This is a genomic window from Caballeronia sp. LZ035 (assembly GCF_031451175.1).
GTDB lineage: Bacteria > Pseudomonadota > Gammaproteobacteria > Burkholderiales > Burkholderiaceae > Caballeronia.
The window spans coordinates 224,043-250,819 of sequence record NZ_JARUXS010000004.1 but is presented as its reverse complement, the minus strand read 5'-3'; the positions used below and the strand labels follow the sequence as shown (position 1 = coordinate 250,819).

At 65.2% G+C, this 26,777-nt stretch carries 28 protein-coding genes; 21 read left to right on the top strand and 7 right to left on the bottom strand.

The genetic code is table 11. From position 1 onward, the window contains the following. The first annotated feature begins 79 nt into the window (after nt 1-79). Together QCE88_RS31505 and QCE88_RS31500 are read left to right on the top strand one after the other, a co-directional pair. Nucleotides 80-367: an AbrB/MazE/SpoVT family DNA-binding domain-containing protein gene (locus QCE88_RS31505; protein ID WP_309909155.1), complete on the top strand. Its 288-nt coding sequence runs from the start codon at nt 80-82 to the stop codon at nt 365-367. After that, entirely contained in the window at nt 364-702 is a 339-nt protein-coding gene (locus tag QCE88_RS31500) for a type II toxin-antitoxin system PemK/MazF family toxin (protein ID WP_309909153.1), read from the top strand. The genes QCE88_RS31505 and QCE88_RS31500 overlap by 4 nt, the downstream gene beginning before the upstream one ends. 21 nt (nt 703-723) lie before the next feature. Here the strand turns inward: QCE88_RS31500 and QCE88_RS31495 are convergent, their stop codons facing one another. Together QCE88_RS31495 and QCE88_RS31490 are read right to left on the bottom strand one after the other, a co-directional pair. Then, nucleotides 724-1,506, bottom strand: a complete 783-nt coding sequence (locus QCE88_RS31495) for an ABC transporter substrate-binding protein (protein ID WP_309909152.1) — start codon at nt 1,504-1,506, stop codon at nt 724-726. Nucleotides 1,507-1,529: 23 nt separating this feature from the next. Further along, nucleotides 1,530-2,684, bottom strand: a complete 1,155-nt coding sequence (locus QCE88_RS31490; RefSeq protein ID WP_309909150.1) for a methionine aminotransferase — start codon at nt 2,682-2,684, stop codon at nt 1,530-1,532. A 128-nt stretch (nt 2,685-2,812) separates the two neighbouring features. On the opposite strand from QCE88_RS31490, the gene QCE88_RS31485 reads away from it, so the two are divergent. Further along, nucleotides 2,813-3,739, top strand: coding sequence for a LysR substrate-binding domain-containing protein (locus tag QCE88_RS31485; protein WP_309909148.1), 927 nt, complete (start codon nt 2,813-2,815; stop codon nt 3,737-3,739). A gap of 15 nt (nt 3,740-3,754) precedes the next feature. On the opposite strand, the gene QCE88_RS31480 is transcribed toward QCE88_RS31485, so the two are convergent. After that, the gene (locus tag QCE88_RS31480; protein ID WP_309909147.1) at nt 3,755-4,909 is read right to left on the bottom strand and encodes a branched-chain amino acid ABC transporter substrate-binding protein; all 1,155 of its coding nucleotides are present in this window, start codon (nt 4,907-4,909) and stop codon (nt 3,755-3,757) included. Between the two features lie 368 nt (nt 4,910-5,277). Here QCE88_RS31480 and QCE88_RS31475 point away from each other — a divergent pair, with 368 nt between their 5' ends. Both QCE88_RS31475 and QCE88_RS31470 read left to right on the top strand, forming a co-directional pair. After that, nucleotides 5,278-5,706: a MarR family winged helix-turn-helix transcriptional regulator gene (locus QCE88_RS31475; protein ID WP_309909145.1), complete on the top strand. Its 429-nt coding sequence runs from the start codon at nt 5,278-5,280 to the stop codon at nt 5,704-5,706. 82 nt (nt 5,707-5,788) lie between these two features. Then, complete coding sequence (locus QCE88_RS31470; protein WP_309909144.1) at nt 5,789-6,496, top strand: SDR family oxidoreductase; 708 nt, start codon at nt 5,789-5,791, stop codon at nt 6,494-6,496. A 27-nt stretch (nt 6,497-6,523) separates the two neighbouring features. Here the strand turns inward: QCE88_RS31470 and QCE88_RS31465 are convergent, their stop codons facing one another. Further along, nucleotides 6,524-6,940, bottom strand: a complete 417-nt coding sequence (locus QCE88_RS31465) for a YciI family protein (RefSeq protein ID WP_309909143.1) — start codon at nt 6,938-6,940, stop codon at nt 6,524-6,526. A 202-nt stretch (nt 6,941-7,142) separates the two neighbouring features. Here QCE88_RS31465 and QCE88_RS31460 point away from each other — a divergent pair, with 202 nt between their 5' ends. From QCE88_RS31460 to QCE88_RS31435, 6 genes are read left to right on the top strand one after another with little or no spacing between them, the layout of a single operon-like run. Continuing rightward, nucleotides 7,143-8,162, top strand: coding sequence for a LacI family DNA-binding transcriptional regulator (locus tag QCE88_RS31460; RefSeq protein ID WP_309909142.1), 1,020 nt, complete (start codon nt 7,143-7,145; stop codon nt 8,160-8,162). 2 nt (nt 8,163-8,164) lie between these two features. Continuing rightward, nucleotides 8,165-9,652 carry a sugar ABC transporter ATP-binding protein gene (locus QCE88_RS31455; RefSeq protein ID WP_309909140.1) on the top strand — a complete coding sequence of 496 codons (1,488 nt, stop codon included), beginning with the start codon at nt 8,165-8,167 and terminating at the stop codon, nt 9,650-9,652. Continuing rightward, nucleotides 9,633-10,649: an ABC transporter permease gene (locus QCE88_RS31450; RefSeq protein ID WP_309909138.1), complete on the top strand. Its 1,017-nt coding sequence runs from the start codon at nt 9,633-9,635 to the stop codon at nt 10,647-10,649. Before QCE88_RS31455 ends, QCE88_RS31450 begins: the two co-directional genes overlap by 20 nt. A gap of 36 nt (nt 10,650-10,685) precedes the next feature. Then, the gene (locus QCE88_RS31445) at nt 10,686-11,648 is read left to right on the top strand and encodes a substrate-binding domain-containing protein (RefSeq protein WP_309909135.1); all 963 of its coding nucleotides are present in this window, start codon (nt 10,686-10,688) and stop codon (nt 11,646-11,648) included. Between the two features lie 52 nt (nt 11,649-11,700). Next, nucleotides 11,701-12,762: a sugar phosphate isomerase/epimerase family protein gene (locus tag QCE88_RS31440; protein ID WP_309909133.1), complete on the top strand. Its 1,062-nt coding sequence runs from the start codon at nt 11,701-11,703 to the stop codon at nt 12,760-12,762. Beyond that, nucleotides 12,759-13,880, top strand: coding sequence for a Gfo/Idh/MocA family oxidoreductase (locus QCE88_RS31435; protein WP_309909132.1), 1,122 nt, complete (start codon nt 12,759-12,761; stop codon nt 13,878-13,880). Before QCE88_RS31440 ends, QCE88_RS31435 begins: the two co-directional genes overlap by 4 nt. On the opposite strand, the gene QCE88_RS31430 is transcribed toward QCE88_RS31435, so the two are convergent. From QCE88_RS31430 to gndA, 3 genes are all read right to left on the bottom strand, one after another. Then, a complete protein-coding gene (locus tag QCE88_RS31430) occupies nt 13,875-14,237 on the bottom strand; it encodes a DUF1493 family protein (RefSeq protein WP_309909130.1) in 363 nt (120 codons plus the stop codon). The two genes, QCE88_RS31435 and QCE88_RS31430, sit on opposite strands and share 6 nt — an antisense overlap. Before the next feature lie 437 nt (nt 14,238-14,674). Continuing rightward, nucleotides 14,675-16,951, bottom strand: a complete 2,277-nt coding sequence (locus QCE88_RS31425) for a hypothetical protein (RefSeq protein ID WP_309909129.1) — start codon at nt 16,949-16,951, stop codon at nt 14,675-14,677. A gap of 231 nt (nt 16,952-17,182) precedes the next feature. Further along, entirely contained in the window at nt 17,183-18,589 is a 1,407-nt protein-coding gene (gene gndA, locus QCE88_RS31420; protein ID WP_309909127.1) for an NADP-dependent phosphogluconate dehydrogenase, read from the bottom strand. A gap of 273 nt (nt 18,590-18,862) precedes the next feature. Here gndA and QCE88_RS31415 point away from each other — a divergent pair, with 273 nt between their 5' ends. From QCE88_RS31415 to denD, 10 genes are all read left to right on the top strand, one after another. Next, nucleotides 18,863-19,204 (top strand): hypothetical protein, encoded by a 342-nt coding sequence (locus QCE88_RS31415; protein ID WP_309909125.1) that lies wholly within the window; start codon nt 18,863-18,865, stop codon nt 19,202-19,204. A gap of 26 nt (nt 19,205-19,230) precedes the next feature. After that, nucleotides 19,231-20,166: a 2-dehydropantoate 2-reductase gene (panE, locus tag QCE88_RS31410; RefSeq protein WP_309909124.1), complete on the top strand. Its 936-nt coding sequence runs from the start codon at nt 19,231-19,233 to the stop codon at nt 20,164-20,166. Further along, nucleotides 20,163-20,711, top strand: coding sequence for a chromate transporter (locus QCE88_RS31405; RefSeq protein ID WP_309909123.1), 549 nt, complete (start codon nt 20,163-20,165; stop codon nt 20,709-20,711). The genes panE and QCE88_RS31405 overlap by 4 nt, the downstream gene beginning before the upstream one ends. Then, on the top strand, nt 20,708-21,235 hold the full coding sequence (locus QCE88_RS31400; RefSeq protein ID WP_309909122.1) for a chromate transporter: 528 nt from the start codon (nt 20,708-20,710) through the stop codon (nt 21,233-21,235). Before QCE88_RS31405 ends, QCE88_RS31400 begins: the two co-directional genes overlap by 4 nt. A gap of 65 nt (nt 21,236-21,300) precedes the next feature. Then, complete coding sequence (locus tag QCE88_RS31395; RefSeq protein ID WP_309909121.1) at nt 21,301-21,639, top strand: thioredoxin family protein; 339 nt, start codon at nt 21,301-21,303, stop codon at nt 21,637-21,639. Nucleotides 21,640-21,725: 86 nt separating this feature from the next. Beyond that, nucleotides 21,726-22,430 (top strand): FadR/GntR family transcriptional regulator, encoded by a 705-nt coding sequence (locus QCE88_RS31390; protein WP_309909119.1) that lies wholly within the window; start codon nt 21,726-21,728, stop codon nt 22,428-22,430. A gap of 26 nt (nt 22,431-22,456) precedes the next feature. Further along, entirely contained in the window at nt 22,457-23,353 is an 897-nt protein-coding gene (ltnD, locus tag QCE88_RS31385; RefSeq protein WP_309909117.1) for an L-threonate dehydrogenase, read from the top strand. Continuing rightward, a complete protein-coding gene (otnK, locus tag QCE88_RS31380; RefSeq protein WP_309909115.1) occupies nt 23,350-24,627 on the top strand; it encodes a 3-oxo-tetronate kinase in 1,278 nt (425 codons plus the stop codon). The genes ltnD and otnK overlap by 4 nt, the downstream gene beginning before the upstream one ends. Before the next feature lie 223 nt (nt 24,628-24,850). Further along, on the top strand, nt 24,851-25,639 hold the full coding sequence (otnI, locus tag QCE88_RS31375; protein WP_309909114.1) for a 2-oxo-tetronate isomerase: 789 nt from the start codon (nt 24,851-24,853) through the stop codon (nt 25,637-25,639). Between the two features lie 13 nt (nt 25,640-25,652). Continuing rightward, entirely contained in the window at nt 25,653-26,612 is a 960-nt protein-coding gene (gene denD, locus QCE88_RS31370; protein ID WP_309909113.1) for a D-erythronate dehydrogenase, read from the top strand. Nucleotides 26,613-26,777: the final 165 nt, after the last annotated feature.

Genomic DNA, 26,777 nt, shown 5'->3' with positions numbered 1-26,777 from the left:
TGTAGATACGCGTTGACACGTCACGGCGGTCGTTACTAGCATCGACGTATCACCATGTATCGACTTTTCGGAGGGCGCCGTGCCGGTACAAATCCTGAAGCGTTGGGGTAATAGCCTTGCCATCCGCATTCCTGCGACCATTGCAGCTGAGGCATCACTCGAGGAGGGTCAGGAAGTGTTTCTGGCAGTCGAAGATGGCAGGGTGGTCGTTCAGGCGCGCACCGCAATCAAACGCTTCTCACGTGAACGTTTGATTCAGCAGTTCCGCGAGGGCAATTTGCAACGGCATGAAGAAATGGATTTTGGCGATGCGGTCGGCGCCGAATGCGGCGGACCGCAGGATCCGGCACGCGAGAGCAAAGCATGAAACAGGGCATTCCAGAGGCGGGCGACGTAGTGAGGCTGCACGTCGGCCCGTCCAGAGCTAACGAACGGGACGGCTATCGCGCCATGCTGGTGATTTCAGATTTGACGATGAACGACATCACCGGCCGCTTTACCGGCCTGCCGATCACCACGACGGTCCGCGGCTGGGAAACCGAAGTGCCGCTCGCGAGCCTGAAGCGTCCGGGCGTGGCGCTCGTCGATCAGCTGTGCAACTGGAGCCACGCAGACCGCGAGCTGTCCTTCAAGGGCGAGACCGTCACGGAGGAAGAACTCGACGCGGCGAAGTTCGCAATCCGCGCGTTCCTGCTGCTGTGAACGCCGCCGCGTGTTATCGACTCACTTAGCCGAAATGTCGATGTTCCCCAGATACTTCTTCGCGTACTTGTCGATGGTGCCGTCCGCGCGAACCTTCTCGATCGCTGCATTCAGCTTCGTCTTCAGCGCGTCGTCGCCCTTGCGCACACCGTATGCAATCCCGCTGCCGAGAATCTTGTCGTCGCGCACCGGCGCGCCCACGAACGCGAAGCCCTCGCCATCCGGCTTCGAGAGGAAGCCGCTCTGGCCGGCCGGCGCGAGCACGAGCGTCGCGTCGAGACGTCCGGACTTCAGATCCGCATACACCTGATTCTGGTCCTGATAGGGCACGACCTTCACGCCGTCATTCTCCCAGTGAGCCTTGGCGAAGGTCTCCTGGATCGAGCCCTGCAGCACGCCCACGCTCTTGCCTTTCAACGATGCCGGCGTCGGCTCCAGACCGCTGCCCTTCTTCGCGATCAGCTGCGTCGGCACGCGATACACCACCGTCGTGAAATCGATCGCCTGACGACGCTGCTCCGTGGCGTTCATCGCCGAATTGATCGCGTCGAATTTGCGGCCCTGCAACGCGGGAATCAGGCCGTCGAACGACGTCTCGACCCACTTGCACTGCATCTTCGCAGCAGCGCACACCGCATTGCCGACATCGATGTCGAGCCCTTGCAGTTCGCCCGTCGAGGATTTGGATTCGAACGGCGGATACTGCGCTTCCAGTCCGAAGCGCAAGGTGTCGGCGGCGAGAGCGGCGCCGCTCGCGAAGCCGCACGCAACGAGCAGGGCGGCGGCGAACGAGTTCAGTTTCATCGTGTGGGTCTCCAGGGAAAGCGTCAGATCGTGCAAAGGCGGCGCGCGCCTTCGATGAGCGTGCCGTCGTCCTTCGCAAACGACAGGCGGATCACGTGGTTGTCGGTGCCGTCGGTGTAGAACGCGGACAGCGGGATGGTCGCGACGCGGGCTTCGCGGATCAGGCGCAGCACGAAGTCGCTGTCGCCGGCATCGGAGATCGCGTCGTAGCGCGCCAGCATGAAGAAACTGCCTGCGCTCGGCAGCAGTTCGAAGCGCGAGCCGGCCAGCGCGTTGGCGAGCAGATCGCGCTTGTGCTGGTAAAACGGCGCGAGATCCAGATAGCTCGATTCGTCCGCGAGCGCTTCGGCGAAAGCGATCTGCATCGGCGTGTCGGCGGCGAAGGTCATGAATTGATGGATCTTGCGGATCTCGGCCGTCAGCGCCGCGGGCGCGAGACAGTAGCCGACCCGCCAGCCCGTCACGTGATACGACTTGCCGAACGAACACACGATCACGCTGCGCTCGGCCAGCGCCGGATAACGCGCCATGCCGTGATGCGGCGCGCCGTCGAACACCACGTGCTCGTAGACTTCGTCGGACAGCACGATGATCTTCGTGTCGCGCGTCAACGCCGTGAGCCGCTGGATGTCCGCGTCCGTGAACGCGCTGCCGGTGGGATTGTGCGGCGAGTTGACCAGGATCATGCGCGTCTTCGGCGTGATGGCGGCCGCGACTTCGTCCCAGTCGATACGGAAATCCACCGGCGACAGCTTGATCGCGACCGGCGTGGCGCCTTGCAGTTGCACGATCGGTCCGTAGCTGTCGAAGGATGGCTCGAAATAGATGACTTCGTCGCCGGGATGCACGAGTGCGCTGATCGTCGCGTACAGGCCTTCGCTCGCGCTCGCGACCACGGTGATCTCCGTGCCCGGATCGTACTGTGCGCCGTAGAGCCGCTGGGTTTTCAGCGCGATCGCCTCGCGCAGCGCGAGCACGCCGGACATCGGCGCATACTGGTTATGTCCTGCCCGCATGGCTCGCTCGACGCTTTCAATCAGCTTCGGCGCGCAGGCGAAGTTCGGCGCGCCTTGCGAGAGATTGAGCGCGTCATGCTCCTCGGCCAGTTGGCCGATGACGGTGAAGATAGTCGTGCCGACGCTGGGCAGTTTCGATTCGGGAATGCAGGCGCTGTGCACGGCGGTGTCTCCGGAAAGGCGGGTCGACGAGAATTGCCGTCGATTCAACCGCAGCAATAAAGCGGGGACAATCGAAACTTTGTCATACTAGCCATGCTTGCAGATCATGGCTACATGCCGCAAACCCGATGAAACCGCTGCCCTCGCTCGACGTCCTCAAAACCTTCCTGGTGGTCGCCCGGAAGCTCAATTTCACGCGCGCGGCGGAGGTGCTGAACGTGACGCAGGGCGCGGTGAGCCGGCAGATCGCCGGGCTGGAGGCGCATCTCGGCTACGCGCTGTTCACCCGGCAGGCGCGCGGGCTGACGCTGACGCATCATGGCGCGCTGCTGATCGCGCCCTTGCAGCAGGCGTTCGGCCAGATCGACGATGCACTGGCGCGAGGCGGCGCGCAATCCGGCATTCTGCGCGTGAAATGCCCGACCTGCGCGATGCGCTGGGTCCTGCCGCGCGTCATCCGCTTGCAGAATGAGCGGCCGGAACTGGTGGTGGAGGTGACCGCCTCGGTGTCGCACGGCGTCGAGTTCAGCGCCGAGCCGTTCGATGCCGCCATCGTGTTCGGCGCGGCGCCCGCGCTGAAGGGCGTGACGAGCCATCATCTGTTCGACGAAGTGCTGACGCCCGTGTGCGCGCCTGCGCTCTGGAAGCCGAAGCGGCACGCTCCGCCGACCCCCGACGATTTCGCCGGCGAGACGCTCCTGCATCCCACGCGGGATCGACGCGACTGGCTGCGCTGGCTCGAAGCGTACGGCCATCCGGGTTTGCCGTCGGCGAAGGCGCAGCATTTCGACACGCTCGACCTCGCCATCTCGTCCGCGATGCAGGGACTGGGCGTGGCCATCGGCGATGTCGCGCTGATCGAAGAGGATTTGCGTGCGAAGCGCGTGATCGCCCCGTTCGCGCTGTGCGTGCCGAGCGGCGCGGCCTACTGGCTGACGTATCCGGAGCGGCCCGCGCCGTCGGCCGCGCTGCAGCAGTTTGCGCGCTGGCTGAGCGACGAAGCCGCGCACACGCGTGCGCGGCTGGAGGCCCGGACCCAGGCGGCCCAGGCCTGAGCCGCGTGCGTCAACTCACATGCCGTGCTTGGTCACGACCGATTCCCACTGGCCGTTCTTCACCTGATACAGCGTCGACGAGGCATTCTTGAGCGCGCCATTGCTGTCGAACGCGATGGGTCCGGTGATGCCTTCGAACGAGTTCGACTTGAGCACCGGCCGGTACACCTTCGGATCGATGGAATTGGCCTTCTGCATCGCGTTGATGGCCGCCCACGCTGCGTCATAGCCGAACGGCGCATACGAGAGAATCGCGACGCCGAAGCGCTTCTGGAACTTGTCGCTGAACGCCTTGCCTGCGGGCAGCTTGTCGAGCGGGCTGCCATATTCCCAGGCCTGGGCGCCTTCAGCCGCATCGCCGGCGAGCTTGAGGAAATCGGCGTCCATCACGCCGCCGCCGCCCACGAACTGCGCGTTCATGCCGAGCTGCTTCATCCGCTTGACGACCGCCGCCGCCTGCCGGTCCAGTCCGCCGAAGAAGATCAGGTCGGCGTTGGCTGCCTTGATGCGCGTGAGTTGCGCGCTGAAGTCGACGGTCTGGTTGTCGCTGTATTCACGCGTGACGATGTTGCCGCCCTTGGCCTTGACCGCTTTCTCGAACTCGTCGGCTTCGCCCTGGCCGAACGCGGTACGGTCGTCGATGATGGCGATACGCTTCGCCTTCGACGTCGTCACTGCATAGACGCCGGCGTTGCCCGCGTTCTGCGCGTCGCTTGAAATCACGGTGAAGACGTTTTCGAGGCCGCGCGTGGTGATGGTCGGATTGGTCGCGGCCGGGTCGATCATCGGGATGCCGGCGTTGTTGTAGACCGGCGAGGCGGGCAGCGTCGTGCCCGAGTTGAAGTGGCCGACGACCACCGCCACGCCGTCATCGACGAGCTTCTGCGCCGCCTGCACGCCAATGCGCGGATCGGCCTGATCGTCTTCCGCGTGAATCTCGAACTTGGCCGTCTTGCCGCCGATGGTGATCTTTTTCGCGTTGGCTTCGTCGAGCGCTAGTTGCACGCCGTTCTGGAGGTCCTTTCCGTATCCCGCGTTCGCGCCGGTCAGCGGCGCGGCAAAACCGACCTTCACCGGCATGTCTTCCGCCGACGCCGTCAGCGGCGCGGCAGCGAGCGCGAGTGTGGCAGAGGCAACGGCCCAGGCCAGAGGTTGGGTAAGAAAGCGCATGGTTTCCTCTCCTTTTTAGTGTGGCAATCGAATGGAACACGAGCCCTTCCGTGCCGGCAAGACGGACTTGCCCTTGAGCGTGCGGGCAACCGCAGCCGCCGACATGCCTGGCGACGCTCGGACAGCGGACATGCGCAATGTAGGGAGCCAATTTCGGCGCGTCTTGAAGTTTCGTCGCGCCGGACGTGCGGATTTCGGCACAGGCCCGACCGGGCGCGCGCGCACGCCGGGCGCGGCTTCGGGCGTTTCGACGGCAAATCACGCGCGACGATTCGCTTCCATCAGCCGCAGGCGCCGAAGCTGCGCCTATCGTCGTGATTGAACTTGCCGGCTTGACAGAGTGCATATGCACAAATTATTCTCCGTGCATGACTTCCAACTCATCTCCTCTCGATTGCAACTGCTTCGCCATTCGTCAGGCGGCGCGTTACGTGTCGCAGATGTACGAGCGGCATCTGAACGTGGCGGGCATCACGGCCGCGCAGTTCACGTTGCTCGCGGCGATCGGGCGCAAGCCCGGCGTGCAGATGGCCGAACTCGCCGAGCAGATGGTCATGGACCGGACCACGCTCGTGCGTGCGCTGAAGCCATTGCAGCGCGACGGCATCGTCGAGGCGGCGCAGGAATCGCGCAGCTCGCGTGCCGTCGGTCTGCGGCTCACGGCGCTGGGCAAGGACACGCTCGCCAAGGCATCGGCGCAATGGCGCGCGGCGCAGGAAGAATTCGAAGCGAAGTTCGGCGAGCAGCGCGCGAAGGCCTTGCGCAAGTCGCTCTTCGAACTGACGACGATGGAGTGAGTGGAACAAACCCGGGCTTGCGCACGCGCGAGCCTTTTTTATACGCCATTTAGTGCATATACACTTTAAAGCGGAGTTCATCATGGAAATCAAGGGAAAAGTCGTACTGGTCACGGGCGCCAATCGCGGTCTCGGCAAGCAATTCGCTGTTTCGTTGCTGAAGGCGGGCGCCGCGAAGGTCTACGCGGCCGCGCGCGATCCGAAGAGCGTCGATATTCCGGGCGTCGAAGCGATTCGCCTCGACGTGACGAATGCCGCCGACATCGCCGAAGCCGCAGCCACGTACACGGACGTGCAGGTGCTCATCAACAACGCGGGCGTGACGACGCGCGGCAAGCTCGTGGATCCGACCTCGACCCAGGGCATCCGCGACGTGCTCGAAATCAACACTTTCGGCCCGATCTCGCTGACGCAGGCCTTCGCGCCGGTCTTGAAGAAGAACGGCGGCGGGGCGGTCATCAATATCCTGTCGGTGCTGAGCTGGGTCTCGTTGCCGGCGGGCGGCGCGTATCACATCTCGAAGGCGGCGATGTGGGCGGCGACCAACGCGCTGCGCGAGGAACTGCGCGAACAGGGCACGCTGGTGGTTGCGGCGCATCCAGCCTACATCGACACCGACATGACCGCGGGCGTGACCGGTGAGAAGTCGACGCCGGAGCACGTCGTGAACGAAGTGCTCGCGGCCGTAGCGCGCGACCAGGAAGAAGTGCTCGTCGATGAAACCGGGCGCGCCGTCAAGCAGTCGCTCTCCACCGGGAAGCCGATCTACCTGACGGGCATTCCGCGCTGAGCGAAAGCCCAACGCCAGGCGCAGCGTCTAGCTTTTCGCGGCCTTGTGCAGGTCTTCGAAACCGGCGGCTGCCTGCTGCACGTCGGGCGGGCAGTCTTCCATTTCCATCACCTGCCGGATTTCGATCGTTTCGTTGTCCGCCCCCGGACACCGCTTCGCCCATTCGATGGCTTCATCGCGCGACTTCACCTGCAGCATCCAGTAGCCGCCGAGCACTTCCTTGGCCTCGGCGAACGGGCCGTCCGTCACGCGCGGCTTGCCGCCTTCGAAGGTGATGCGCGCGCCCATCGATGGCGGATGGAGGCCATCGAGCGCGAGCAGCACGCCGGCCTTCTGCAATTCCTCGTTGTACTTCATCATCGCGGTGACGGCTTCGGCGCTCGGCATCGTGCCGGGTGCGGCGCTTTCATAGCCGCGCGGGATCATCAGCATCATGAATCGCATGGGACAGTCTCCAGAAAGAGTGAGAACGCGAGCATGAAGGTGCCCGTTCAAACTCTACGACGACTGACGCCACGCCGAATCGACAGCGATTGGAAAGCCGTGGATTGGCGTTTGTCCCTAGTCGATTGATGTTGCCTTCGCGACCCGTACGATCAAATAATGTAATCCATTACATCCCGTTCGCCGGTCGGCGGCGCAGCGTATGCCGGAGACGGTTCGTCCACGCGAAGAAGTGTCCATTGCCGATGTCGCGCAGCGCGCGGGCGTGTCGGTGGCGACGGTATCGCGTGTGCTCAACGGCCATACGAACGTTCGCGAAGTCACGCGCGAGAAAGTACGCGCGGCAGTGGCGTCGAGCGGTTACCGCATCAACGAGCTTGCGCGCAATCTGCGCACGGCCGAAAGCCGCCTGCTGCTCACCATGGTTCCCGACTTCGGCAATCCGTTCTATGCGGCGATCGTGCGCGGCATCGACAGCGTCGCGCGCCAGAACGGCTACTTCATGTTGTTGTGCGATACCGGCGCGGATCCGCTGCGCGAGCGCAGCTATTTCGATCTGCTGCGTGGCCGGCGCGCTGACGGTGCGATCTGCCTCGATCCCGCCGCCGTGCAGAAGGCGCTGGCCGAAGAGGCATCGACGTTGCCGTGGGTCGCGTGCTGCGAGTTCGATCCCGCTGCGGGCGTGCCATATGTCGGCATCGACAATCATCTGGCCGCCGGCGATGTCGTGCGCTATCTGCTCGGCAAGGGCCACCGGCGCATCGCGTTGATCAACTCGGGACAGGGCTATCTCTACGGACGTCAGCGGCTGGCGGGCTATCGCGACGCGTTGCAGGACGCCGGCATCGAACCGGATCCCGCGTGGCTGATCGAACTCGACAGCCTCGACTACGACGCGGGCGAAGACGCAGCGGTGCGTCTTGCGTCGCTCGGCCACACGCGGCCGACCGCCGTGTTCGCCGTCTCGGATACGCTGGCCATCGGCGTGATGAATGGCTTGCGCGGTGCGGGCCTCACTGTGCCGGACGACGTCGCGGTGGTCGGTTTCGATGACATCGCCGTGGCGGCACATGTCGATCCGCCGCTCACCACGGTGTCGCAGCCGATGCAGCAGCTTGGCGAATCGGCGGCTGAACTGCTGCTCAAACGCCTGCGCGATCCGCGTGCCGACGTGCCGGGCGTGTTGCTGCCGCATCGTCTGATCCAGCGTAGGAGCGCCTGACCATGAGCCTCGCGGTGCGCTTCGATGGAGTCGAAAAACAGTTCGGGCCGGTGCGCGTGCTGCATGGCGTGGACTTCGAGCTGACGCCGGGGCGCATTCATGGCCTGCTCGGCGAGAACGGCGCGGGCAAGTCGACGCTGATGAAGATTCTCGCGGGCTACGAGCGGGCGAGCGCGGGTGCAATCCTGATCGACGGACGCGCACGGGACTTCAACAGTTCACGCGATGCCGAACAGGCGGGCATCGTGCTGATCCACCAGGAACTGAATCTGGCGGATCATTTGAGCATCACGCAGAACATGTTTCTCGGGCACGAGCTGAAGAAGGGCTTCTTCCTCGACGAAACCGCAATGCGCGAGGCCGCCCGCGCACGGCTCGCCGACGTGGGTCTGCACAAGAATCCCGATACGCGCGTGCGTGACCTGATCGTCGCGGAGAAGCAGTTGGTGGAGATCGCGAAGGCCATGCTGCGCGAAGCGCGCCTGCTCATCATGGACGAGCCGACCGCGACCCTCACGCCTTCGGAAACGCAGCGGCTCTTCGGGCTGATGGCGCGCCTGAAGGAAGCGGGCACGACCATCGTGTACATCTCGCACAAGCTCGACGAAGTCGAGCGCGTCACCGACGAAGTGATCGTGATGCGCGACGGGCGTTTCGTCGCGCGCGCGCCGACTGCCGAACTCACGCGTCAGCAGATGGCGAACCTGATGGTGGGCCGCGAAGTCTCCGACATGTTTCCTGCCAAACCCGCGCTCGCCGCGACGGCGCCGGTTGCTTTCGAGGTCGAGCGAGGCTCGGTGCCGGGCTGGGCGCACGACGTGAGTTTCGCCGTGCGCCAGGGCGAGGTGTTGGGCTTCGCGGGTCTGGTGGGCGCGGGCCGCACGGAACTGTTCGAGGCGCTGGTCGGTCTGCGGCCGCTCAGCGCTGCGCGCGTCGCGGTGAATGGCGCCGGCGTGAAGCTCGGCAATCCGCGCGACGCGATGCGCCACGGTCTCACTTACCTGAGCGAAGACCGCAAGGGACGCGGCCTGCACGTCGACATGGCGCTGAAAGACAACCTGACGATGATGACGCTGGAACGCTATGCGCATCCGCTCGTCGACATGCGCGCCGAACGCGACGCGCTGAAGCAGGCGGTCGGCGACTTCGGCATTCGCACGGGCAACCTGTCGGCACGCGCGCGGATGCTGTCGGGCGGCAATCAGCAGAAGCTCGCGCTCGCCAAGTTCCTGCATCCCGACCCGCGCGTGATCGTGCTAGACGAACCGACGCGCGGCGTCGATGTCGGCGCGAAACGCGACATCTATTTCCTGATTCACCGGCTTGCCGCGGAAGGCCGCGCGGTGATCGTGATCTCGTCCGAACTGATCGAGCTGATCGGCCTGTGCCATCGCGTCGCCGTGATGCGCGCGGGCGAACTCGTCGCGACGCTCGGCATGGACCACCTGACCGAAGAGAGGTTGATCGCGCATGCGACCGGCACACACTGAAGACATTGCAAGCGAGAGCCGGCTCTCCAGCGTCGCGCGTTTCCTGTTCGGCGTCGGGCCGCTGATCGGGCTGATTGCGCTGTGCATCGGCGGCACGCTGCTCAACGGCGATTTCGCCACCGTCGACAACGCGATGAACGTGCTCACGCGCACGTCGTTCATCGGCATCATCGCGGTGGGGATGACCTTCGTGATCATCTCCGGCGGCATCGATCTCTCGGTCGGTTCGATGGCCGCGCTCATCGCAGGCAGCATGATCTACGTGATGAACGGTCTGTTGCAGGGCTTTCACGGACACGCGGTGCCGCCGCTGGCGATCATCGCAATCGGCATCGTGCTGGCGCTCGTGCTGGGCGCGCTGTTCGGCTTTGCGCATGGCGTGCTCGTGACGAAGGGACGCATCGAGCCGTTCATCGTCACGCTGGGCACGCTCGGGATCTTTCGCGCGCTGCTCACGTGGCTCGCGGACGGCGGCGCGCTCACGCTCGACAACTCGCTCGCCGATCTCTACGGCCCGGTCTACTACGCGAGCCTGTTCGGCGTGCCGGTGCCGATCTGGGTGTTCCTGATCGTCGCGGCGGGCGGCGCGGTCGTGCTCAACCGCACTGTATATGGCCGGCATGTGCAGGCCATCGGCTCGAACGAACAGGTGGCGCGCTACGCGGCCATTCAGGTCGATCGCGTGAAGATCGTGACCTATGTGCTGCTCGGCCTGTGCGTCGCGGTGGCCACCATCCTGTATGTGCCGCGCCTCGGATCGGCCACGCCGACCACGGGCCTGCTGTGGGAACTCGAAGCGATCGCGTCCGTCGTGGTCGGCGGCACCGCGCTGAAGGGCGGCGACGGACGCGTGATCGGCACGGTCATCGGCGCGATCCTGCTGTCGGTCATCAACAACATCCTGAACCTGACGAGCATCATCAGCGTGTATCTGAATGCGGCGGTGCAGGGCGCCGTGATCATCCTTGTAGCGTATCTGCAGCGCGGCCGCCGCTAGCCGCGCCTGCACATTCATAAAACCGGAGACATCGTCATGAAAAAAATGCTTCGCGCGCTCGGTGCGCTGACTGTGGTGGCCAGCGCCTGTGCCGTCATCGCTCCCGCGTCGGCGGCCGACAAGGTCGTGCTCGGCGTCGCGATTCCCACGGCGGACCACGGCTTCACGGGCGGCATCGTCTGGTGGGCCAATGAGGCGAAGAAGGACCTGGAGAAGGCGCATCCCGACCTCAAGGTCATCGTGAAGACGGCGGGCAGCGCGCCCGAGCAGGCCAACCAGGTGCAGGATCTGGTGACGGTCAACAAGATCAATGCGCTCGTGATCTTCCCGCAGGAATCGGCCTCGCTGACGCAGCCGGTCGCGCAGGTGAAGAAGAAGGGCGTGTACGTGACGGTGGTGGATCGCGGCCTGACCGACACCAGCGCGCAGGATGCCTACGTGGCCGGCGACAACACCGCGTTCGGCAAGATTCCCGCCGAGTATCTGGCGAAGGCGCTCGACGGCAAGGGCGACATCGTCGCGCTGCGCGGCATTCCGACGACGCTCGACAACGAGCGCTGGACGGCGTTCGAAGGCGTCATCAAGCAGCATCCGGACATGAAGATCCTCGACGCGAAGTACGCCAACTGGAATCGCGACGATGCCTTCAAGGTGATGCAGGACTATCTGACGCGCTTCAAGCATATCGACGCCGTCTGGGCCGCCGACGACGACATGATGATCGGCGTGCTGAAGGCAATCGATCAGGCCAAGCGCACGGACGTCAGGATTGTGTTCGGCGGCGCGGGCTCGAAGGAAGCGGTGAAGCGCGTGATGGACGGCGACAAGCGCGTGCCGGCGGACGTGTCGTACTCGCCGAAGTTCATCTACGACGCCATCAAGCTGACGGCCGAAGCGCGTCTTAAGGGCGACAAGCTGCCGGCCACGACCATCATTCCTTCGGTGCTGATCACGAAGGACAACGCCAAGCAGTTCTATTTCCCGAACTCGCCGTTCTGACGCGTGCGGGCCGCGTCATGCGGCCCGCGCGGCTTCCATGGAGAGGCGAAAGATGAAAACGATCAAGGGCCCCGCGATCTTTCTCGCGCAGTTCATGGGCGACCGGGCGCCGTTCGACACGCTGGGCAATCTCGCGGCATGGGCGGCTTCGCTGGGTTACGAGGGCATCCAGGTGCCCGCCGATCCGCGTCTGATCGACCTGGAGAAAGCCGCGTCCAGCGATGCCTACTGCGACGAGATTCGCCGCACGGTCGAGGATGCGGGCGTGGCGATCACCGAACTCTCGACGCATTTGCAAGGGCAGCTCGTCGCCGTGCATCCGGCGTACGACACGCTGTTCGACGGCTTCGCCGCGCCGCATGTGCGCGGCCATCCCGAGGCGCGCACCGAGTGGGCGATTGCGCAGCTCAAGCTGGCGGCGGCGGCGTCGAAACGTCTGGGACTCGCTGCGCACGTGACCTTTTCGGGCGCGCTTGCCTGGCCGTATGTGTATCCGTGGCCGCAGCGTCCGGCGGGTCTCGTCGAAGCCGCTTTCGATGAACTCGCCGCGCGCTGGCGCCCGATCCTGGACGAGTTCGAGCGTGCGGGCGTCGATGTCTGCTACGAACTGCATCCGGGCGAAGACCTGCATGACGGCGTGACCTTCGAACGTTTTCTCGCGGCGGTGGACGATCACCCGCGCGCGAACATCCTGTTCGATCCGAGCCATTTCATGCTGCAACAGCTGGATTACCTCGCGTTCATCGACATCTATCACGCACGCATCAAGGCGTTTCATGTGAAGGACGCCGAGTTCCGGCCGAACGGACGGCAGGGCGTGTACGGCGGTTATTCGGGATGGGCCGAGCGGGCGGGACGGTTTCGCTCGCTCGGCGACGGCCAGATCGACTTCAAGGCGATCTTCTCGAAGATGGCGCAGTACGATTTCCCGGGCTGGGCCGTGCTCGAATGGGAATGCGCGTTGAAGCATCCGGAAGACGGGGCGCGCGAGGGCGCGGTGTTCATTCGCGACCACATCATCCGCGTCGCGGAACGCGCCTTCGACGACTTCGCCGGCAGCGGCGCGAGCCGCGCGCAGATGCGCGGGCTGCTCGGCATCGGAGAGATGCGATGAGGCGCGTGCGGCTGGGCATGGTCGGGGGCGGCGAGGGCGCGTTCATTGGCGCGGTGCATCGGATGGCGGCGCGGCTCGACGACCGCTGGGAACTGGTGGCGGGCGCGTTGTCGGCGGATGCGGGACGGGCGGCAGCGAGCGCGGCGGCGATCGGTCTTGCGCGCAGCTACGACGATTATCGCGAGATGGCGCGGGCCGAGGCGGCTCGTCCCGATGGCGTCGAAGCGGTGGCGATCGTCACGCCCAATCATCTGCATGCGCCGGTCGCGACGGCCTTTCTCGAAGCGGGCATCCACGTGATCTGCGACAAGCCGCTGGCGGTGTCGCTCGACGAAGGCGAGGCGCTCGCGCAGCTCGCGCGCGAGAAGGGCCTGCTGTTCGCGGTGACTTATACCTACACGGGTTATCCGCTCGTGCGGCACGCGCGCGGCATGGTGCGGGACGGGTTGCTCGGCGACATTCGCGTGGTGCAGGTCGAGTATGCGCAGGACTGGCTGTCGCTGCCGGTGGAAACGCAGGCGAACCGGCAGGCCGTATGGCGCACGGACCCGGCGCTCGCGGGTCCGGCGGGCTGTCTCGGCGATATCGGCACGCATGCGTATCAGCTGGCCGAATACGTGACCGGCATGCGTCCGGCGGAACTGGCGGCGGACGTGACGACCTTCGTGCCGAACCGGCGCGTGGACGATCACGTGCAGGCGATGTTCCGCTACGCCGACGGCGCGCGCGGCATGTTGTGGGCGAGTCAGGTGGCGGCGGGCGAGGAAAATGCGTTGCGGCTGCGCGTGTATGGCACGAAGGCCGGTTTGTCGTTCGATCAGCAGACGCCGAACGAATTGTGGTTCACGCCGATAGGCGGGGCGTCGGAGCGGATCACGCGCGGGCGCGTGCAGAGCGCCGAAGCACTGCACGCGACGCGCGTGCCGGCGGGTCATCCGGAAGGCTATCTGGAGGCGTTCGCGCAGCTGTATGCGGATGCGGCGACGTGCATTACGAGCGGCACGACGCAGGGCGATGGCTGGCTCACGACGGTCGAGGATGGCGTCGCGGGCTTGCGGTTCATCGACGCGGTGTTGCGGAGCAATGGGAAGGACGGGGCGTGGGTGGGCGTGTCATGAGGCGGGCCACTTGCCGCACAGCATCGCTGCTTCGAGCATGCCCAGGGTCAACTGGCAACCGCCTAGCGTGTCCCGCGACGCGCGGCTGAAGGGTGCCTTGAACACGGTGAGCAGGAAACCTGGCAGGCTCAGCGTGCTGGCGGGATAGTAGTGGGTGATGTCGAATGCACGCATGTCGACGTCGAACGCCGCGCTCCACTCGGTGAGAAACGCCGAGATGCTGTCGGGGTTCAGATCAAGGTCGTGATAGAGATCGGTGTCGCGGGTGTAGTGGTCTTTTCCGAATAGCGGTTTGCCCACGGCTCGTTCAAGGAACGTCAGGAGTGTGTTCCAGGCGTGATTGTCTGTGGGCGTCACGGGCGGTCTTCCGGCTTGACGTTGGCGTGATGGATGCGGCCCGTGCGCCGCACGATGCTCGAAACGTCGGTAGCAAGCAAAACTGCCCTCCCGACGAATGCGCGCAGCTTGCGTGTGAATTTGATGCGCACCGCTCGCTACATCGTCGATGCCTGTGTCTTTGTGGTCTCGTCAAGCACGATCAAGAAAGCAACTCGGCAGGTGCCAGATTGTCGTGGATGCCAGAGTGATAAGACTTGCTCATGCTCGCCGTGATCGTTACGCAATCGAGTGAGCATAGCCGCGTGTACCCACGCCAGCAACGCTTGCCACCAGACAGTCAATCAAGAGCCTTCACACGAAAGAAATGCGGCTCTCGAAAGAGCCGCATTTGCCTTCAGCTTGTGTGTTCCAGAAACGCATGCGCCGAGCTGGTGAGAACGCCCCCTGCAGGGTGCTTAGCTGCTCGCGCTATCGCTGTCTGCTGCGAGCCCGCTCTCACGTGCCGATTGCCCGGCCGGATCCGAAGCCGAATCAAGCCGATGAGCCTGATCGCTGCCGCCCGAATCCGCAGGCTGCGCTTGCGAACCGGCGGGCGTTTGCGCGCCCGCCTCCGACCACTGTTTCAGCATATCGAGATCGACCCGGCTCGGTTCGACGGTGACGCGATTCTCCGTCTCTCCCTTCTCGTTGACCGTAAAGGCGGTGTGACTGCCCGCATTCACCTGATCGACGTCGCGGCCGCCGCCGGGCTGATGGGTCACATAGGTGAGCGTGCCGTTGGCGCTGGAGCGGTCGTAACCCGCTGACGCGCGCGCCTTGCCGCCCGCATCGTAGCTATCCTGCCGGCCCAGACGTCCGTCCGCGTCATAGGACGACACCGTCCTGACGCCGTCCGCCGCGCGGGAAACGGCGTTGGTGATCTGACCGGTGTCGGGATCATGGTAGGTGGAGACATCGCCGGCCGCCGAGAACCGGTCGGTACGCGTGAGCTGATTGCGGGCGTTGTAGTGCCTGATCGCGGGGCCATCCTGTTGCGATCCGACCGACAGGACCGAACGACCACCATCCGCCGCGTAATCGATCCTCGTATTGAGCTGCTCGGCTCCGGGATCGAAGTAACTTGCCGAGATTCGCTGGCCATCAGGGCCATAGAGCACGCGCGAGCCCAGCGTGTTCTGATCGTTATAAGCGTCGACCGTGCGAGTGCCGTCCGCGCTCGTGACGACCTGATGGGTACGCCGGTTGTTGGCGGAGTCGAAATAGTTTCTCTGACCGCCCAGCGCATTGTCGGCGCCGACGGGTTGAGGCGGTCTGATGCTTCCAGCACGTTCACTCTGCCTGGCGAACGATTGCTGTGCACCCGGCGTGAAGTTCACGACTTGCGGAGCGGACCGGGCGCCGTTCGAATCGACGTTGACGTGCGTGCCCGAACCGTCCCGGTTGATCGTGTCGAACGACCGGCTGCCGTCGCGGTGATACCAGGTTTTCGAACTCACGCCGCCCGTTTCCGGATCGTAGGAAGTCATGCTCGTGCGATGGCCGTCGGCATCGTAATCGACTTGTGAGCCGGCCTTGCCCTGGTCGTTGAATGAATAGAGGCTGCGCGCGCCATCCGCGTGCGCCACGACCTGGTGGGTATCGAGGCCCGCCGCCGGATCGAAATAATCCTTCTGGACTTCATGGCCCCGGGCATCGTACCGGGTCATCAGCGTGGTTTGATTGTTCGGGTCGAAGCGGGTCTCCAGCCGGGAGCCGTCCGCATTGAAACCGCGCTCGATGCCGGACTTGTCGGCGTTGAACGCGCTGTGCTGAATCACCTGCCCGGCGCCGTTCTTCACTGTCATGCCGTAGCCGCCGTCCGGGCGATACGTGTACAGCGAGGATTGCAGCACGTTCCCCGCTGGATCCCTCGTCTCGGTGGATTGAAGCCTGTCATTGCGGTAGTTCTGCGTCGAGGTGTCTCCCGACTGCCATGTCTGGGTTCCGGAAGTGATGAATCCGTGTTCATCATCACCGCCATAACGCGCCGACACCGGCCGGCCGGGCTCGATGGGCGCGGCCCCGCTCATCATGCTGCCGTCGTGGTCGTAGGTGCCGTCCTCGAAGTGCGTGTTCGTGCTGGCCTGCGTTCCCATCCCGGCCCGGATGAGCCGGTTGTCGGTTTCCTGTGGCGTCAGGCCGGCAGGGAGCTTCGCGCTTTCATCATCGAAGGTGCTGAAGACGGGCGACGTGTTATCGCCGTTGATGCGGATGCCTGGCTGTCCCGCCGTTGCCGTGTTCTGTTCGATTTCCTTGCCGACTTTCCAGCTGTTGTAGTCGCCTTCGGTTTCATTGAGCAGCGAGGCCATGCCCCAGTTGTTATGGATCCCGGGATCGCGTGGATTCATCCGGCCTGCATACGCTTTGGAAAACGCCTGGTCCGTGTCCTGATCGTTGAAATGGCCCATTTCATGCGCGAACAGCGCCAGGAATGCGTGGTCGCCGAGTCCGCTGACCGTGGGCGGAAATTCCAGTCGCCCGGTGTCGTAGTTGAAGCGTCCGGAAACGGTGGCGCTCAGATCGGGGTCGATCTTGATCGGCGCATTCAATCCCGCCGTCACGCGCCTGTCGGCGGCCAGAATCTGGTTGACGAGGGTCGGGCTGTGGTTGATCAATCCGAGTTGAGCGGGGGTCGGCTGATAGTCACCCCAGAATGCTTCGCTTCCGTTGACGAGTTGGCTATTGAGTCTCATAGACACACCTTGACAAGGGTTGGGAACAGGACATGCCGCATCCGCGGGCTGTGGCGTGCGGGATGCAGTAACGTCAGTGTGCTTGCCTGTGAGACGGGAAAGTGGTGCCCGCTTATCGATCGATGAAGCCGTCATGCAGCGGCGGTGCTCACGCCGTGCGGCGGAACACGGACGAAAAAAAGGCGGCATCTGCAATGCCGCCCTTCGTCATTTACATCGCGGATACTGGCATCACGCCCAGTTCGCGTGGAAGCTTCCCGGCTTGTCCGTCCGTTCGAACGTATGCGCGCCGAAGAAATCGCGTTGCGCCTGCACCAGATTCGCCGGCAGCGTCTCCGAGCGATAGCCGTCGAAGTACGCGATCGCCGACGAGAACGCCGGCACCGGAATGCCCGCCTTCACCGCCGCGACGATCACTTCGCGCAGCGCGTCCTGATACTTCGCCGCGATATCGCTGAAGTACGGATCCAGCAGCAGATTGGCGAGTTCAGGATTGGTCTTGTAGGCATCGGTGATCTTCTGCAGGAAGCGCGCGCGGATGATGCAGCCCGCGCGGAAGATCTTGGCGATCTCGCCGTAATGCAGATCCCACTTGTATTCGTCGGACGCCGCGCGCAACTGCGCGAACCCCTGCGCATACGAGACGATCTTCGACAGATACAGCGCACGCCGCACCGCTTCGACGAACGCGGCGCGATCGCCTTCGAAGCCGGGCTTCGGCCCGGACAGCACCTTGCTTGCCGCGACCCGCTGCGTCTTCAGCGACGACAGCACCCGCGCGAACACGGCTTCGGTGATCAGCGGCAGCGGCGCGCCGAGATCGAGCGCGTTCTGGCTCGTCCACTTGCCGGTGCCTTTCTGCGCGGCGCGGTCGAGAATGACGTCGACGAGATCCTTGCCGGTTTCTTCGTCTTTCTTCGAAAAGATCTTCGAGGTGATTTCAATCAGGTAACTGTCGAGTTCGCCCTGATTCCACTCGACATACACCTTGCCGAGTTCCTCGTTCGACAGACCCGCCACGCGCTTCAGCACGTCGTAGCTTTCGGCGATCAACTGCATGTCGCCGTATTCGATGCCGTTGTGCACCATCTTCACGAAATGGCCCGCGCCGTCCGGACCCATGTACGTGACGCACGGCTCGCCATCCGGCGCCTTCGCTGCGATCTCGGTGAGGATGGGCGCAACCAGTTCGTAGGCTTCCTTCTGGCCGCCCGGCATGATGGACGGTCCCTTCAGCGCGCCTTCCTCGCCGCCCGACACGCCCGTGCCGATGAAATGCAGGCCCGACTTCGCGAGATCCTGGTTGCGGCGGATGGTGTCGGTGAAATGGGTGTTGCCGCCGTCCATGAGAATGTCGCCTTTTTCGAGCAGCGGACGAAGCTGGGCGATGGTGTCGTCGGTGCCGGCGCCGGCCTTGACCATCATCAGGATGCGGCGCGGTTTTTCGAGCGACTGCACGAACTCTTCGAGCGTGAACGTCGGAACGAGCTTCTTGTCTGGGTGTTCGGCAATCAGTTCGTCGGTTTTCTCGCGGCTGCGGTTGTAGACCGAAACGGCGTGTCCGCGGCTCTCGATGTTCAGGGCCAGGTTGCGGCCCATGACGGCGAGGCCCACCACGCCGATAGCTTGCTTGCTCATGCTTGATCTCCGAAAGACCGAAGCTCCGCGCGGCTCGTGGCGCGCGGCTTCGGGGTGAAAACGTGTCGATGGGAGCGGCGCCCGCGCGTGGAGAAGTCGCCTCACGGTGCGCCCGGCGGTGCGCCGGACCGGTCGTCGCGCGGACGCAGACCGACCCGAATTTACCACTTTGACGCGCTTCCGGCAGGGAGCGCGCTGTCGGGACGAGCGCCGGATGCCGCCCCGTCTTAGAATGTCAGCCCGCAACGATCACGCCGCGAAGGCGCCCGGAACATGCCGCCCGCACGGCGCGCGCGACGCCATCATTACTCGGTCTACGTCGTCGAATTGTCCGACCAGGTCTGGAACGAAGCGCGCTTTCGCCGCGCCAATCCGGACTATGTCGTCGGCAAGCCGTTCGTCTATGTGGGCATGACGGGCATCGATCCGGACGTGCGTTTCGACAAGCACAAGGCGGGCATCCAGTCGAACCGTTTCGTGCGCGATTATGGTCTGCGGCTCCTGCCGCAACTGTACGAGATCTACAACCCGATGCCCTACGACGGCGCGCGCGACATGGAAGTGGAACTGGGCATCGGTTTGCGGGAAGCGGGTTACGGCGTCTGGCAGGCTTGAACGGACTCAATGACAAGGAGCGGGACATGCGCATTCTGGTAGTGGGTGCGGGGGCGATCGGCGGCTATTTCGGGGCGCGGCTGCTGGAAGCAGGCCGGGACGTGACGTTTCTCGTGCGCGAGCGCCGCGCCGAACGGCTGCGGCAATGCGGCCTGAAGGTGAAGAGTCCGGAGGGCGATCTCGCGTTCGCCTGCCCGCCGATGACCCTCGCCAAAGACCTTGACCATCCGTTCGACCTGATCCTGCTGAGCTGCAAGGCTTACGACCTGCAAAACGCAATCGATTCATTCGCGCCCGCTGTCGGTCCGGACACGGTGATCCTGCCGCTGCTCAACGGCATGGCGCATCTCGATGCGCTCGACGCGCGCTTCGGCGCGGCCAACGTGCTCGGCGGCCAGTGCGTGATCGCCGCGACGCTCGACGCCGAAGGCGAGATCGTCCATCTGAACAACATGCATTCGATGACGGTCGGCGAACGCGCGGGCGGACGCTCCGCGCGCATCGAGGCGGTCGCCGCGCAACTCGACGGCGCCGGATTCGACCTCAACGTCAGCGAGAACATCCTGCAATCGATGTGGGACAAGTGGGTGTTCCTCGCCACGCTCGCGACGGGCACGTGCCTGATGCGCGCGCCGATCGGCGACATTCTCGACGCGCCCGGCGGCGAAGACGTGCTGAGGCGGCTCTTCATGGAGTGCCAGGGCGTCGCGGCGGACAACGATCATCCTCCGCCGGAATCGGTCATCGAGCGGGCGCGCGCGAGCTTCGGGCAGCGTGGCTCGCTGCTGACCGCGTCGATGCTGCGCGACCTCGAGAACGGCGCGCCGATCGAAGCGGATCACATCGTCGGCGATCTGATCGCGCGGCGGCGCTCGAAGGTGGAAGGCGCGTCGATGCTGGAAGTGGCGTACGCGCATCTGAAAGCCTACGAGGCGCGCCGGACGCGCACCGCAAGCGCATGACCGAGGAACACGCGCCGCGTCCCGGGATCGCGGAAATCTTCACGGGCTTTCTCACGCTCGGACTGACCGCGTTCGGCGGGGCGTTGCCGCTGGCGCGGCGTGAGATCGTCGAGCGCCGCAAATGGCTCGATGCCGACGAATTCACCGATCTCCTCGGACTCTGCCAGTTTCTTCCGGGCGGCAACGTCATCAATCTGTCGGTGGCGATCGGCATGCGCTTTCGCGGCGTGCCCGGCGCGCTGGCAGGCCTGCTCGGGCTGCTGGTCGGGCCTTCGCTGATCGTGATCGGGCTCGGCGTGATCTATCAGCGCACGCATCAGGACCCGCGCATCGCGCATCTGTTCGCCGGACTCGCGGCGGCTGCGGCGGGCTTGCTGATCGCGATGGCGGTGAAGCTGCTGTGGCCGCTGCGGCGCAAACCCGAAGCGGCGGCAGTCGCGCTGCTGATGTTCGCGGCGATTGCGTTCCTGCGCACGCCGCTCCTGCCGACCATGCTCGTCTTCACGCCAATCTCGGTGCTGGTCGCCTGGAAGGTGGGCCGATGAAACACGACCTGCTGTCGCTCGCGGCCATCTTCAGCCAGCTCTCGCTGCTGGCGTTCGGCGGCGGCAATTCCATCCTGCCGGAAATGCAGCGTCAGGTCGTGCAGGTCCACGAATGGATGTCGAAGGCCGATTTCTCCGCAATGTTCGCGCTCGCGCAGGCCGCGCCGGGACCGAACATGATGGTCGTCACGCTGGTCGGCTGGCATGTGGCCGGCTGGCCGGGCGTGCTGGTCACGTCGATTGCGAAGTTCGGGCCGTCGTCGCTGGTGACGATGGCCGCGCTCCACGCGTGGGAACGCTTCAAGACGCGTCCGTGGCGGCGCACCGTCCAGCTCGGGCTCGTGCCGATCACAGCGGGGTTGGTGGCGGCGAGCGCGCTGCTGATCGCCGAGGCCTCCGACGAAACCGTGATGCTGACGGCGATCACCGCCGCCGTGGCGCTGCTGGCCTATCGGACGAAGCTGCATCCGCTGTGGCTGCTGGCAGCCGGCGCGCTGATCGGCCTGACGGGATTCGGGCAATGACGCGTGCGCACGACGGGCAGGCTTCCTGCTGAAAACATGACATCCAGGACACAAGGACGAGCGCCATGACGATGAACCTCGAATACGCGAAGACCGCACCGGAGCGCACGGAACTCGACACGACGCGCGGCCCGCTGGTCGTGGAGTTCGGCACGGACTGGTGCGGCCATTGCCGCGCGGCGCAGCCGCTGATCGCGCAGGCGTTCCAGGCGCACGGCGCGGTGCGCCATATAAAGATCGAGGACGGCAGCGGCCGGCCGCTGGGCCGCTCGTTCCGGGTCAAGCTTTGGCCGACGCTCGTGTTCATGCTCGACGGCCGTGAAGTCGCGCGGCTGGTGCGTCCAGGTGACGCCGCCGAAATTCGCGACGCCCTTGCGCTGATCGACGAGCCACTCGCCGGATAAGCCCAACGGCAGGGTAATCACGCACTCTGCTGCACACCGCAAAGTTGTATGATAACCCGACGACTTCACGAGCTTTCCCTGTCGCAATGTTCGAGAAAATCCCGCCGCGTGCGCTGTCGGACACCGTCGCGCAGCAATTGCAGAAGCAGATCGAGAAAGGCAGCTTCACCGGAACCGGCAAGCTGCCGAGCGAGGCCGTGCTCGCGCAGCAATTCGGCGTCAGCCGCACGGTGATCCGCGAGGCCATCTCAAGGCTCAAGAACGAAGGCATGGTGGAGCCGCGCCAGGGCAGCGGCGTGTTTATCGTCGAACGGGCGGGCATCCGGCCGCTGCGCATCGACTATGCACAGGCTGTCGAGCCGGGCGCGGTCGTGCAGATCCTCGCGCTGCGCCGCGCCATCGAGGCCGAAGTGGCCAGCGAGGCCGCGCTCCGGCGCAGCGCGGCGCACATGGCGGCCATCGACCGCGCGCTCGCGCAGATCGACGTGGCCGTGCGCCAGGCGCGCGACGGCGTCGCGGAAGACGTTGCGTTCCATCGCGAGATCGCGACCGCCAGCGGCAATCCGTATTTCCTGAAAACGCTCGCCTTCCTGAACCAGTATCTCGAAGCCGGCACGCTCGTCACACGCGGCAACGAAGCGCTGCGGGAGGACTTCATGCGGCAGGTGCGCGAGGAACATGCGGCGATCGTCGAGGCGATCCGCGCGCGCGACGCCGACGCCGCGCGCCGCGCCGCGCAGACGCATCTCATCAACGCCGCCCGCCGTCTGGCGGAAGCGGGCATCTGCTGAATCCCTATTCGACCGAAGAGGAAGACATGACGAGAAACGTGGGCGTTATCGGGCTGGGCGCGATGGGCATGGGCGTCGCCCGCTCGCTCCTGCGCGCGGGTTTTGCCGTGCACGCGTGCGATGTGCGCCAGCCGGTGCTGGATGCGTTCGCGGGCGAAGGCGGCGTGGCGTGCGCGTCGCCGGCTGAACTCGGCGCACAGTGCGACGTGGTGCTGACGGTCGTCGTCAACGCGGCGCAGACCGAAGCCGTGCTGTTCGGCGAAACCGGCGCCGTGCCCGCGATGAAGCCGGGCGGCGTGGTGCTCGCGTGCGCGACGGTGTCGCCGCATTTCGCCGCCGACGTGGGCGCGCGCTGCGAGGCGCGGGGCCTGCAGATGCTCGATGCGCCGCTCTCGGGCGGCGCGGCGAAGGCCAATTCTGGCGCAATGACGATGATGACTTCCGGTCCCGCCGCCGCGTATGCCGCCTGCGAGGATGTGCTCGGGGCGATCGCCGGGCAGGTGTATCGGCTGGGCGAGGCGCACGGCGCGGGTTCGAAGGTCAAGATCATCAATCAGCTGCTGGCGGGCGTGCATATCGCGGCGGCGGCCGAGGCCATGGCGCTGGGCCTGCGCGAAGGTGTCGATCCCGATGCGCTCTATGAGGTCATCACGCATAGCGCCGGCAATTCGTGGATGTTCGAGAACCGCGTGCCGCACATCCTGACGGGCGACTACACGCCGCTGTCCGCCGTCGATATCTTCGTGAAGGATCTCGGCCTCGTGCTCGATACCGCGCGCACTTCGAAGTTTCCGTTGCCGTTGTCGGCGGCGGCGCACCAGATGTTCATGATGGCGTCCACCGCCGGCCATGGCGGCGAGGACGATTCCGCGGTCATCAAGATTTTTCCGGGCATCGAGGTGCCGAAGGGAGGAAAAGCATGACGCAAGCCCTGCTAGGCTGCATCGCCGACGACTTCACCGGCGCCACCGATCTCGCCAACATGCTGGTGCGCGGCGGGATGCGTACGGTCCAGACCATCGGCGTGCCGGAGGCGGGCGCGCGCATCGAGGCGGATGCGCTCGTGGTCGCGCTCAAGTCGCGGACCATCGACGCGAAGGACGCCGTGCGCCAGTCGCTCGACGCACTCGCCTGGCTACGCGCGCAAGGCTGCACGCAGTTCTTTTTCAAATACTGCTCGACCTTCGATTCCACCGATCGCGGCAACATCGGCCCCGTCGCGGACGCGTTGCTCGATGCGCTGGGCGGCGACTTTACGATTGCCTGTCCGGCGTTCCCGGAGAACGGCCGGACGCTGTTTCGCGGCCATCTGTTCGTCGGCGACGTGCTGCTGAGCGAATCGGGCATGGAACATCATCCGCTCACGCCGATGACGGATCCGAATCTCGTGCGCGTGTTGCAGCGTCAGACGCAATCCAAGGTCGGACTGCTGCGTTACGACACGATCGCGCAAGGCGCCGACACGGTGCGCGCGCGCATCGCCGAACTGCGGCGGGAAGGCGTGCGCCTGGCGATCGCCGATGCCGTCTCCGACGCCGATCTGTACACCCTGGGCGAAGCATGCCGCGATCTCGCGCTGATCACCGGTGGCTCGGGCGTCGCGCTGGGCTTGCCGCGCAACTTCGGCGCAGCGAACCGGCTCGCGCATGCGGAGCAGGCGGCGGCGCTGCCGTCGATCGAAGGGAAAGCGGTTGTGCTGGCGGGCAGCGCATCGAGAGCGACGAACGCCCAGGTGGCGGCGTGGCGCGCATCGAAACCGAGTTTTCGCGTGGATCCGCTGGCGCTCGCACGCGGCGAGCCGGTGGTCGATGAGGCGGTCGCGTTCGCGCGCGAGCATTTCGACAAGAACGAAACCGTGCTGATCTACGCAACCTCTTCGCCCGACGAAGTCAAGGCGGTGCAGAGCCAGCTGGGCGTCGAGCAGGCGGGACAACTGGTGGAAGCGGCGCTCGCCGGCATCGCGCGGCGCTTGCGGGATGAAGGCGTGCGCAAGTTCGTCGTCGCGGGCGGCGAGACCTCCGGCGCGGTCGTGCAGGCGCTGGACGTGCGCAGCCTGCGGATCGGCCCGCAGATCGATCCGGGCGTGCCGGCGACGCAATCCATCGGCGCACAGGCGGGCGATGCGCTCGGTCTTGCGCTCAAGTCCGGCAATTTTGGCGCCGCTGATTTCTTCGAGAAAGCGCTGCGGGCACTGTGATGGCATCGAGCAGACATTGCCTTCGTGAAGAAAACTGCGTGACGAGCAGAAGCCTGTGCGGGCGTCGCTATCGGACAGTCTTGCAGGCGGCCTGCGCGCCGGCGGGACAGCAGGCAACTCCGCAACTGCATCTTTCAACACCGCCGCCGACCAGCGCGGCCATCCGCGCGCGCTGACAAGCCGGCCGCGCGCCACCACCCTTTCGCAACGGAGACACGACCCCATGCCACGCTTTGCCGCGAATCTCACGATGATGTACACGGAACACGCGTTCCTCGACCGCTTTGCCGCCGCAGCGAAGGACGGCTTCAAGGCGGTCGAGTTCCTGTTTCCATACGACTATCCGGCCGAGGATATCCGGCAGCGCCTGGCCGACAACGGTCTCACCCAGGCGCTCTTCAACGCGCCGCCCGGCGACTGGGGCGCGGGCGAGCGCGGCATCGCCTCATTGCCGGGCCGCGAGTCGGAGTTCCGGCAAAGCGTCGCGAGAGGACTCGAATACGCGGCGGTGCTCGGCAATCAGAAGCTGCATGTGATGGCGGGCCTCATCAAGCCTGACGAATCGCGGGAACGGCATCGCGCGGTCTATCTGGCCAATCTGGCCCATGCAGCCGCGGAGGCGCGCAAGGCGGGCATCGGCATCGTGATCGAACCGATCAACACACGCGACATTCCCGGCTTCTTCCTGAATCGTCAGGACGACGCGCAGGCCATCTGCGAGGAAATCGGCGCGCCGAACCTGCAGGTGCAGTTCGACATCTATCACTGCCAGATCGTCGAAGGCGACATCGCCATGAAGCTCAAGCGCGACATGCAGCGCGCAAACGCGGGCATCGGGCACATTCAGATCGCGGGCGTGCCGGAACGTCACGAGCCGGACCTGGGCGAACTCAACTATCCGTACCTGTTCGAGCTGATCGACACGCTCGGCTACGCGGGCTTCATCGGCTGCGAATACAAGCCGAAGGCCGGCACGTCCGCAGGCCTCGGCTGGCTCAAGCCGTATCTGTAAGGAGACGACGCTCATGAAAATCCTGATTACAGGCGGCGCGGGCTTTCTGGGCCAGCGGCTCGCCACGCGTCTGCTGGAACGCGGCACGCTCGACGGCAAGCCGGTCGACGAACTGGTGCTGCTCGATATCGCGCGCCCGCACGACGAGCGCCTGCTGAACGACCCGCGCGTGCGCGCCGAAACGGGCGACATCTCGGACCCGGCGGTGCTGCGACGCCATCTCGACACGCAGACAGAAGCCGTGTTCCATCTCGCGGCCATCGTCAGCGGCCAGGCCGAAGCGGACTTCGACCTCGGCATGAAGATCAACCTCGACGCCTCGCGTGCGCTGCTCGAAGTGTGCCGCGCGGCGGGGCACCGGCCGCGCGTCGTGTTCACGAGTTCGGTCGCGGTCTACGGCGGTACGCTGCCCGACATCGTGCAGGACGACACCGCGCTCAATCCGCAATCGTCATATGGAACGCAGAAGGCGATCGCCGAATTGCTGCTCTGCGACTACGCGCGGCGCGGCTTCGTGGATGGCCGCGTGCTGCGGCTGCCGACCATCAGCGTGCGTCCAGGCAAGCCGAATGCGGCGGCATCGTCGTTTGCGAGCGGCATCATTCGCGAACCGCTGAACGGCGAACGCTCGATATGTCCCGTCAGCGGCGACACGCGCCTCTGGCTGCTTTCGCCAAAGCGCGCAGTCGAGGCGCTGATCGCGGGCTGCGAGATCGAGCGCAGCAGGCTCGGCAATCGGCCGGTGATCAATCTGCCGGGGCTGTCGGTCAGCGTGGACGAGATGATCGCGGCGCTGCGCGAAGTGGCGGGCGAGGAGGCGGTGGCGCGCATCGACTTCCAGCGCGACGAGCGCATCGAGAAGATCGTGGGCAGCTGGCCCGGCGCGTGGGACACCGCGCGCGCCGAAGCGCTGGGGCTCGAAGGCGATGCCGCCTTCGCGGACGTGATCCGCGCCCATATCGCGGATTCCTGATCCCGCGCCGCGTCGTTCGAGCGCTGTCCCGGCGCCAAGGGGCAGCGCGACAGCCGTCATGCTTTCGTTCGCATTTCCGGGCTACACTGTTCGCTTATATGTGACGAACGTCGGCCCGGCGCTGCATGCACCGCGTTGAATCACGAGCGTCCGCACGCTCGTTTC

Bases quoted from the DNA above. Each gene is read 5' to 3' on its own strand.
- QCE88_RS31500 (WP_309909153.1), top strand. From the start codon at position 364: ATGAAACAGGGCATTCCAGAGGCGGGCGACGTAGTGAGGCTGCACGTC.
- QCE88_RS31495 (WP_309909152.1), bottom strand. From the start codon at position 1,506: ATGAAACTGAACTCGTTCGCCGCCGCCCTGCTCGTTGCGTGCGGCTTC.
- QCE88_RS31485 (WP_309909148.1), top strand. From the start codon at position 2,813: ATGAAACCGCTGCCCTCGCTCGACGTCCTCAAAACCTTCCTGGTGGTC.
- QCE88_RS31480 (WP_309909147.1), bottom strand. From the start codon at position 4,909: ATGCGCTTTCTTACCCAACCTCTGGCCTGGGCCGTTGCCTCTGCCACA.
- QCE88_RS31475 (WP_309909145.1), top strand. From the start codon at position 5,278: ATGACTTCCAACTCATCTCCTCTCGATTGCAACTGCTTCGCCATTCGT.
- QCE88_RS31470 (WP_309909144.1), top strand. From the start codon at position 5,789: ATGGAAATCAAGGGAAAAGTCGTACTGGTCACGGGCGCCAATCGCGGT.
- QCE88_RS31465 (WP_309909143.1), bottom strand. From the start codon at position 6,940: ATGCGATTCATGATGCTGATGATCCCGCGCGGCTATGAAAGCGCCGCA.
- QCE88_RS31460 (WP_309909142.1), top strand. From the start codon at position 7,143: ATGCCGGAGACGGTTCGTCCACGCGAAGAAGTGTCCATTGCCGATGTC.
- QCE88_RS31455 (WP_309909140.1), top strand. From the start codon at position 8,165: ATGAGCCTCGCGGTGCGCTTCGATGGAGTCGAAAAACAGTTCGGGCCG.
- QCE88_RS31450 (WP_309909138.1), top strand. From the start codon at position 9,633: ATGCGACCGGCACACACTGAAGACATTGCAAGCGAGAGCCGGCTCTCC.
- QCE88_RS31445 (WP_309909135.1), top strand. From the start codon at position 10,686: ATGAAAAAAATGCTTCGCGCGCTCGGTGCGCTGACTGTGGTGGCCAGC.
- QCE88_RS31440 (WP_309909133.1), top strand. From the start codon at position 11,701: ATGAAAACGATCAAGGGCCCCGCGATCTTTCTCGCGCAGTTCATGGGC.
- QCE88_RS31435 (WP_309909132.1), top strand. From the start codon at position 12,759: ATGAGGCGCGTGCGGCTGGGCATGGTCGGGGGCGGCGAGGGCGCGTTC.
- QCE88_RS31425 (WP_309909129.1), bottom strand. From the start codon at position 16,951: ATGAGACTCAATAGCCAACTCGTCAACGGAAGCGAAGCATTCTGGGGT.
- gndA (WP_309909127.1), bottom strand. From the start codon at position 18,589: ATGAGCAAGCAAGCTATCGGCGTGGTGGGCCTCGCCGTCATGGGCCGC.
- QCE88_RS31415 (WP_309909125.1), top strand. From the start codon at position 18,863: ATGCCGCCCGCACGGCGCGCGCGACGCCATCATTACTCGGTCTACGTC.
- panE (WP_309909124.1), top strand. From the start codon at position 19,231: ATGCGCATTCTGGTAGTGGGTGCGGGGGCGATCGGCGGCTATTTCGGG.
- QCE88_RS31405 (WP_309909123.1), top strand. From the start codon at position 20,163: ATGACCGAGGAACACGCGCCGCGTCCCGGGATCGCGGAAATCTTCACG.
- QCE88_RS31400 (WP_309909122.1), top strand. From the start codon at position 20,708: ATGAAACACGACCTGCTGTCGCTCGCGGCCATCTTCAGCCAGCTCTCG.
- QCE88_RS31395 (WP_309909121.1), top strand. From the start codon at position 21,301: ATGACGATGAACCTCGAATACGCGAAGACCGCACCGGAGCGCACGGAA.
- QCE88_RS31390 (WP_309909119.1), top strand. From the start codon at position 21,726: ATGTTCGAGAAAATCCCGCCGCGTGCGCTGTCGGACACCGTCGCGCAG.
- ltnD (WP_309909117.1), top strand. From the start codon at position 22,457: ATGACGAGAAACGTGGGCGTTATCGGGCTGGGCGCGATGGGCATGGGC.
- otnK (WP_309909115.1), top strand. From the start codon at position 23,350: ATGACGCAAGCCCTGCTAGGCTGCATCGCCGACGACTTCACCGGCGCC.
- otnI (WP_309909114.1), top strand. From the start codon at position 24,851: ATGCCACGCTTTGCCGCGAATCTCACGATGATGTACACGGAACACGCG.
- denD (WP_309909113.1), top strand. From the start codon at position 25,653: ATGAAAATCCTGATTACAGGCGGCGCGGGCTTTCTGGGCCAGCGGCTC.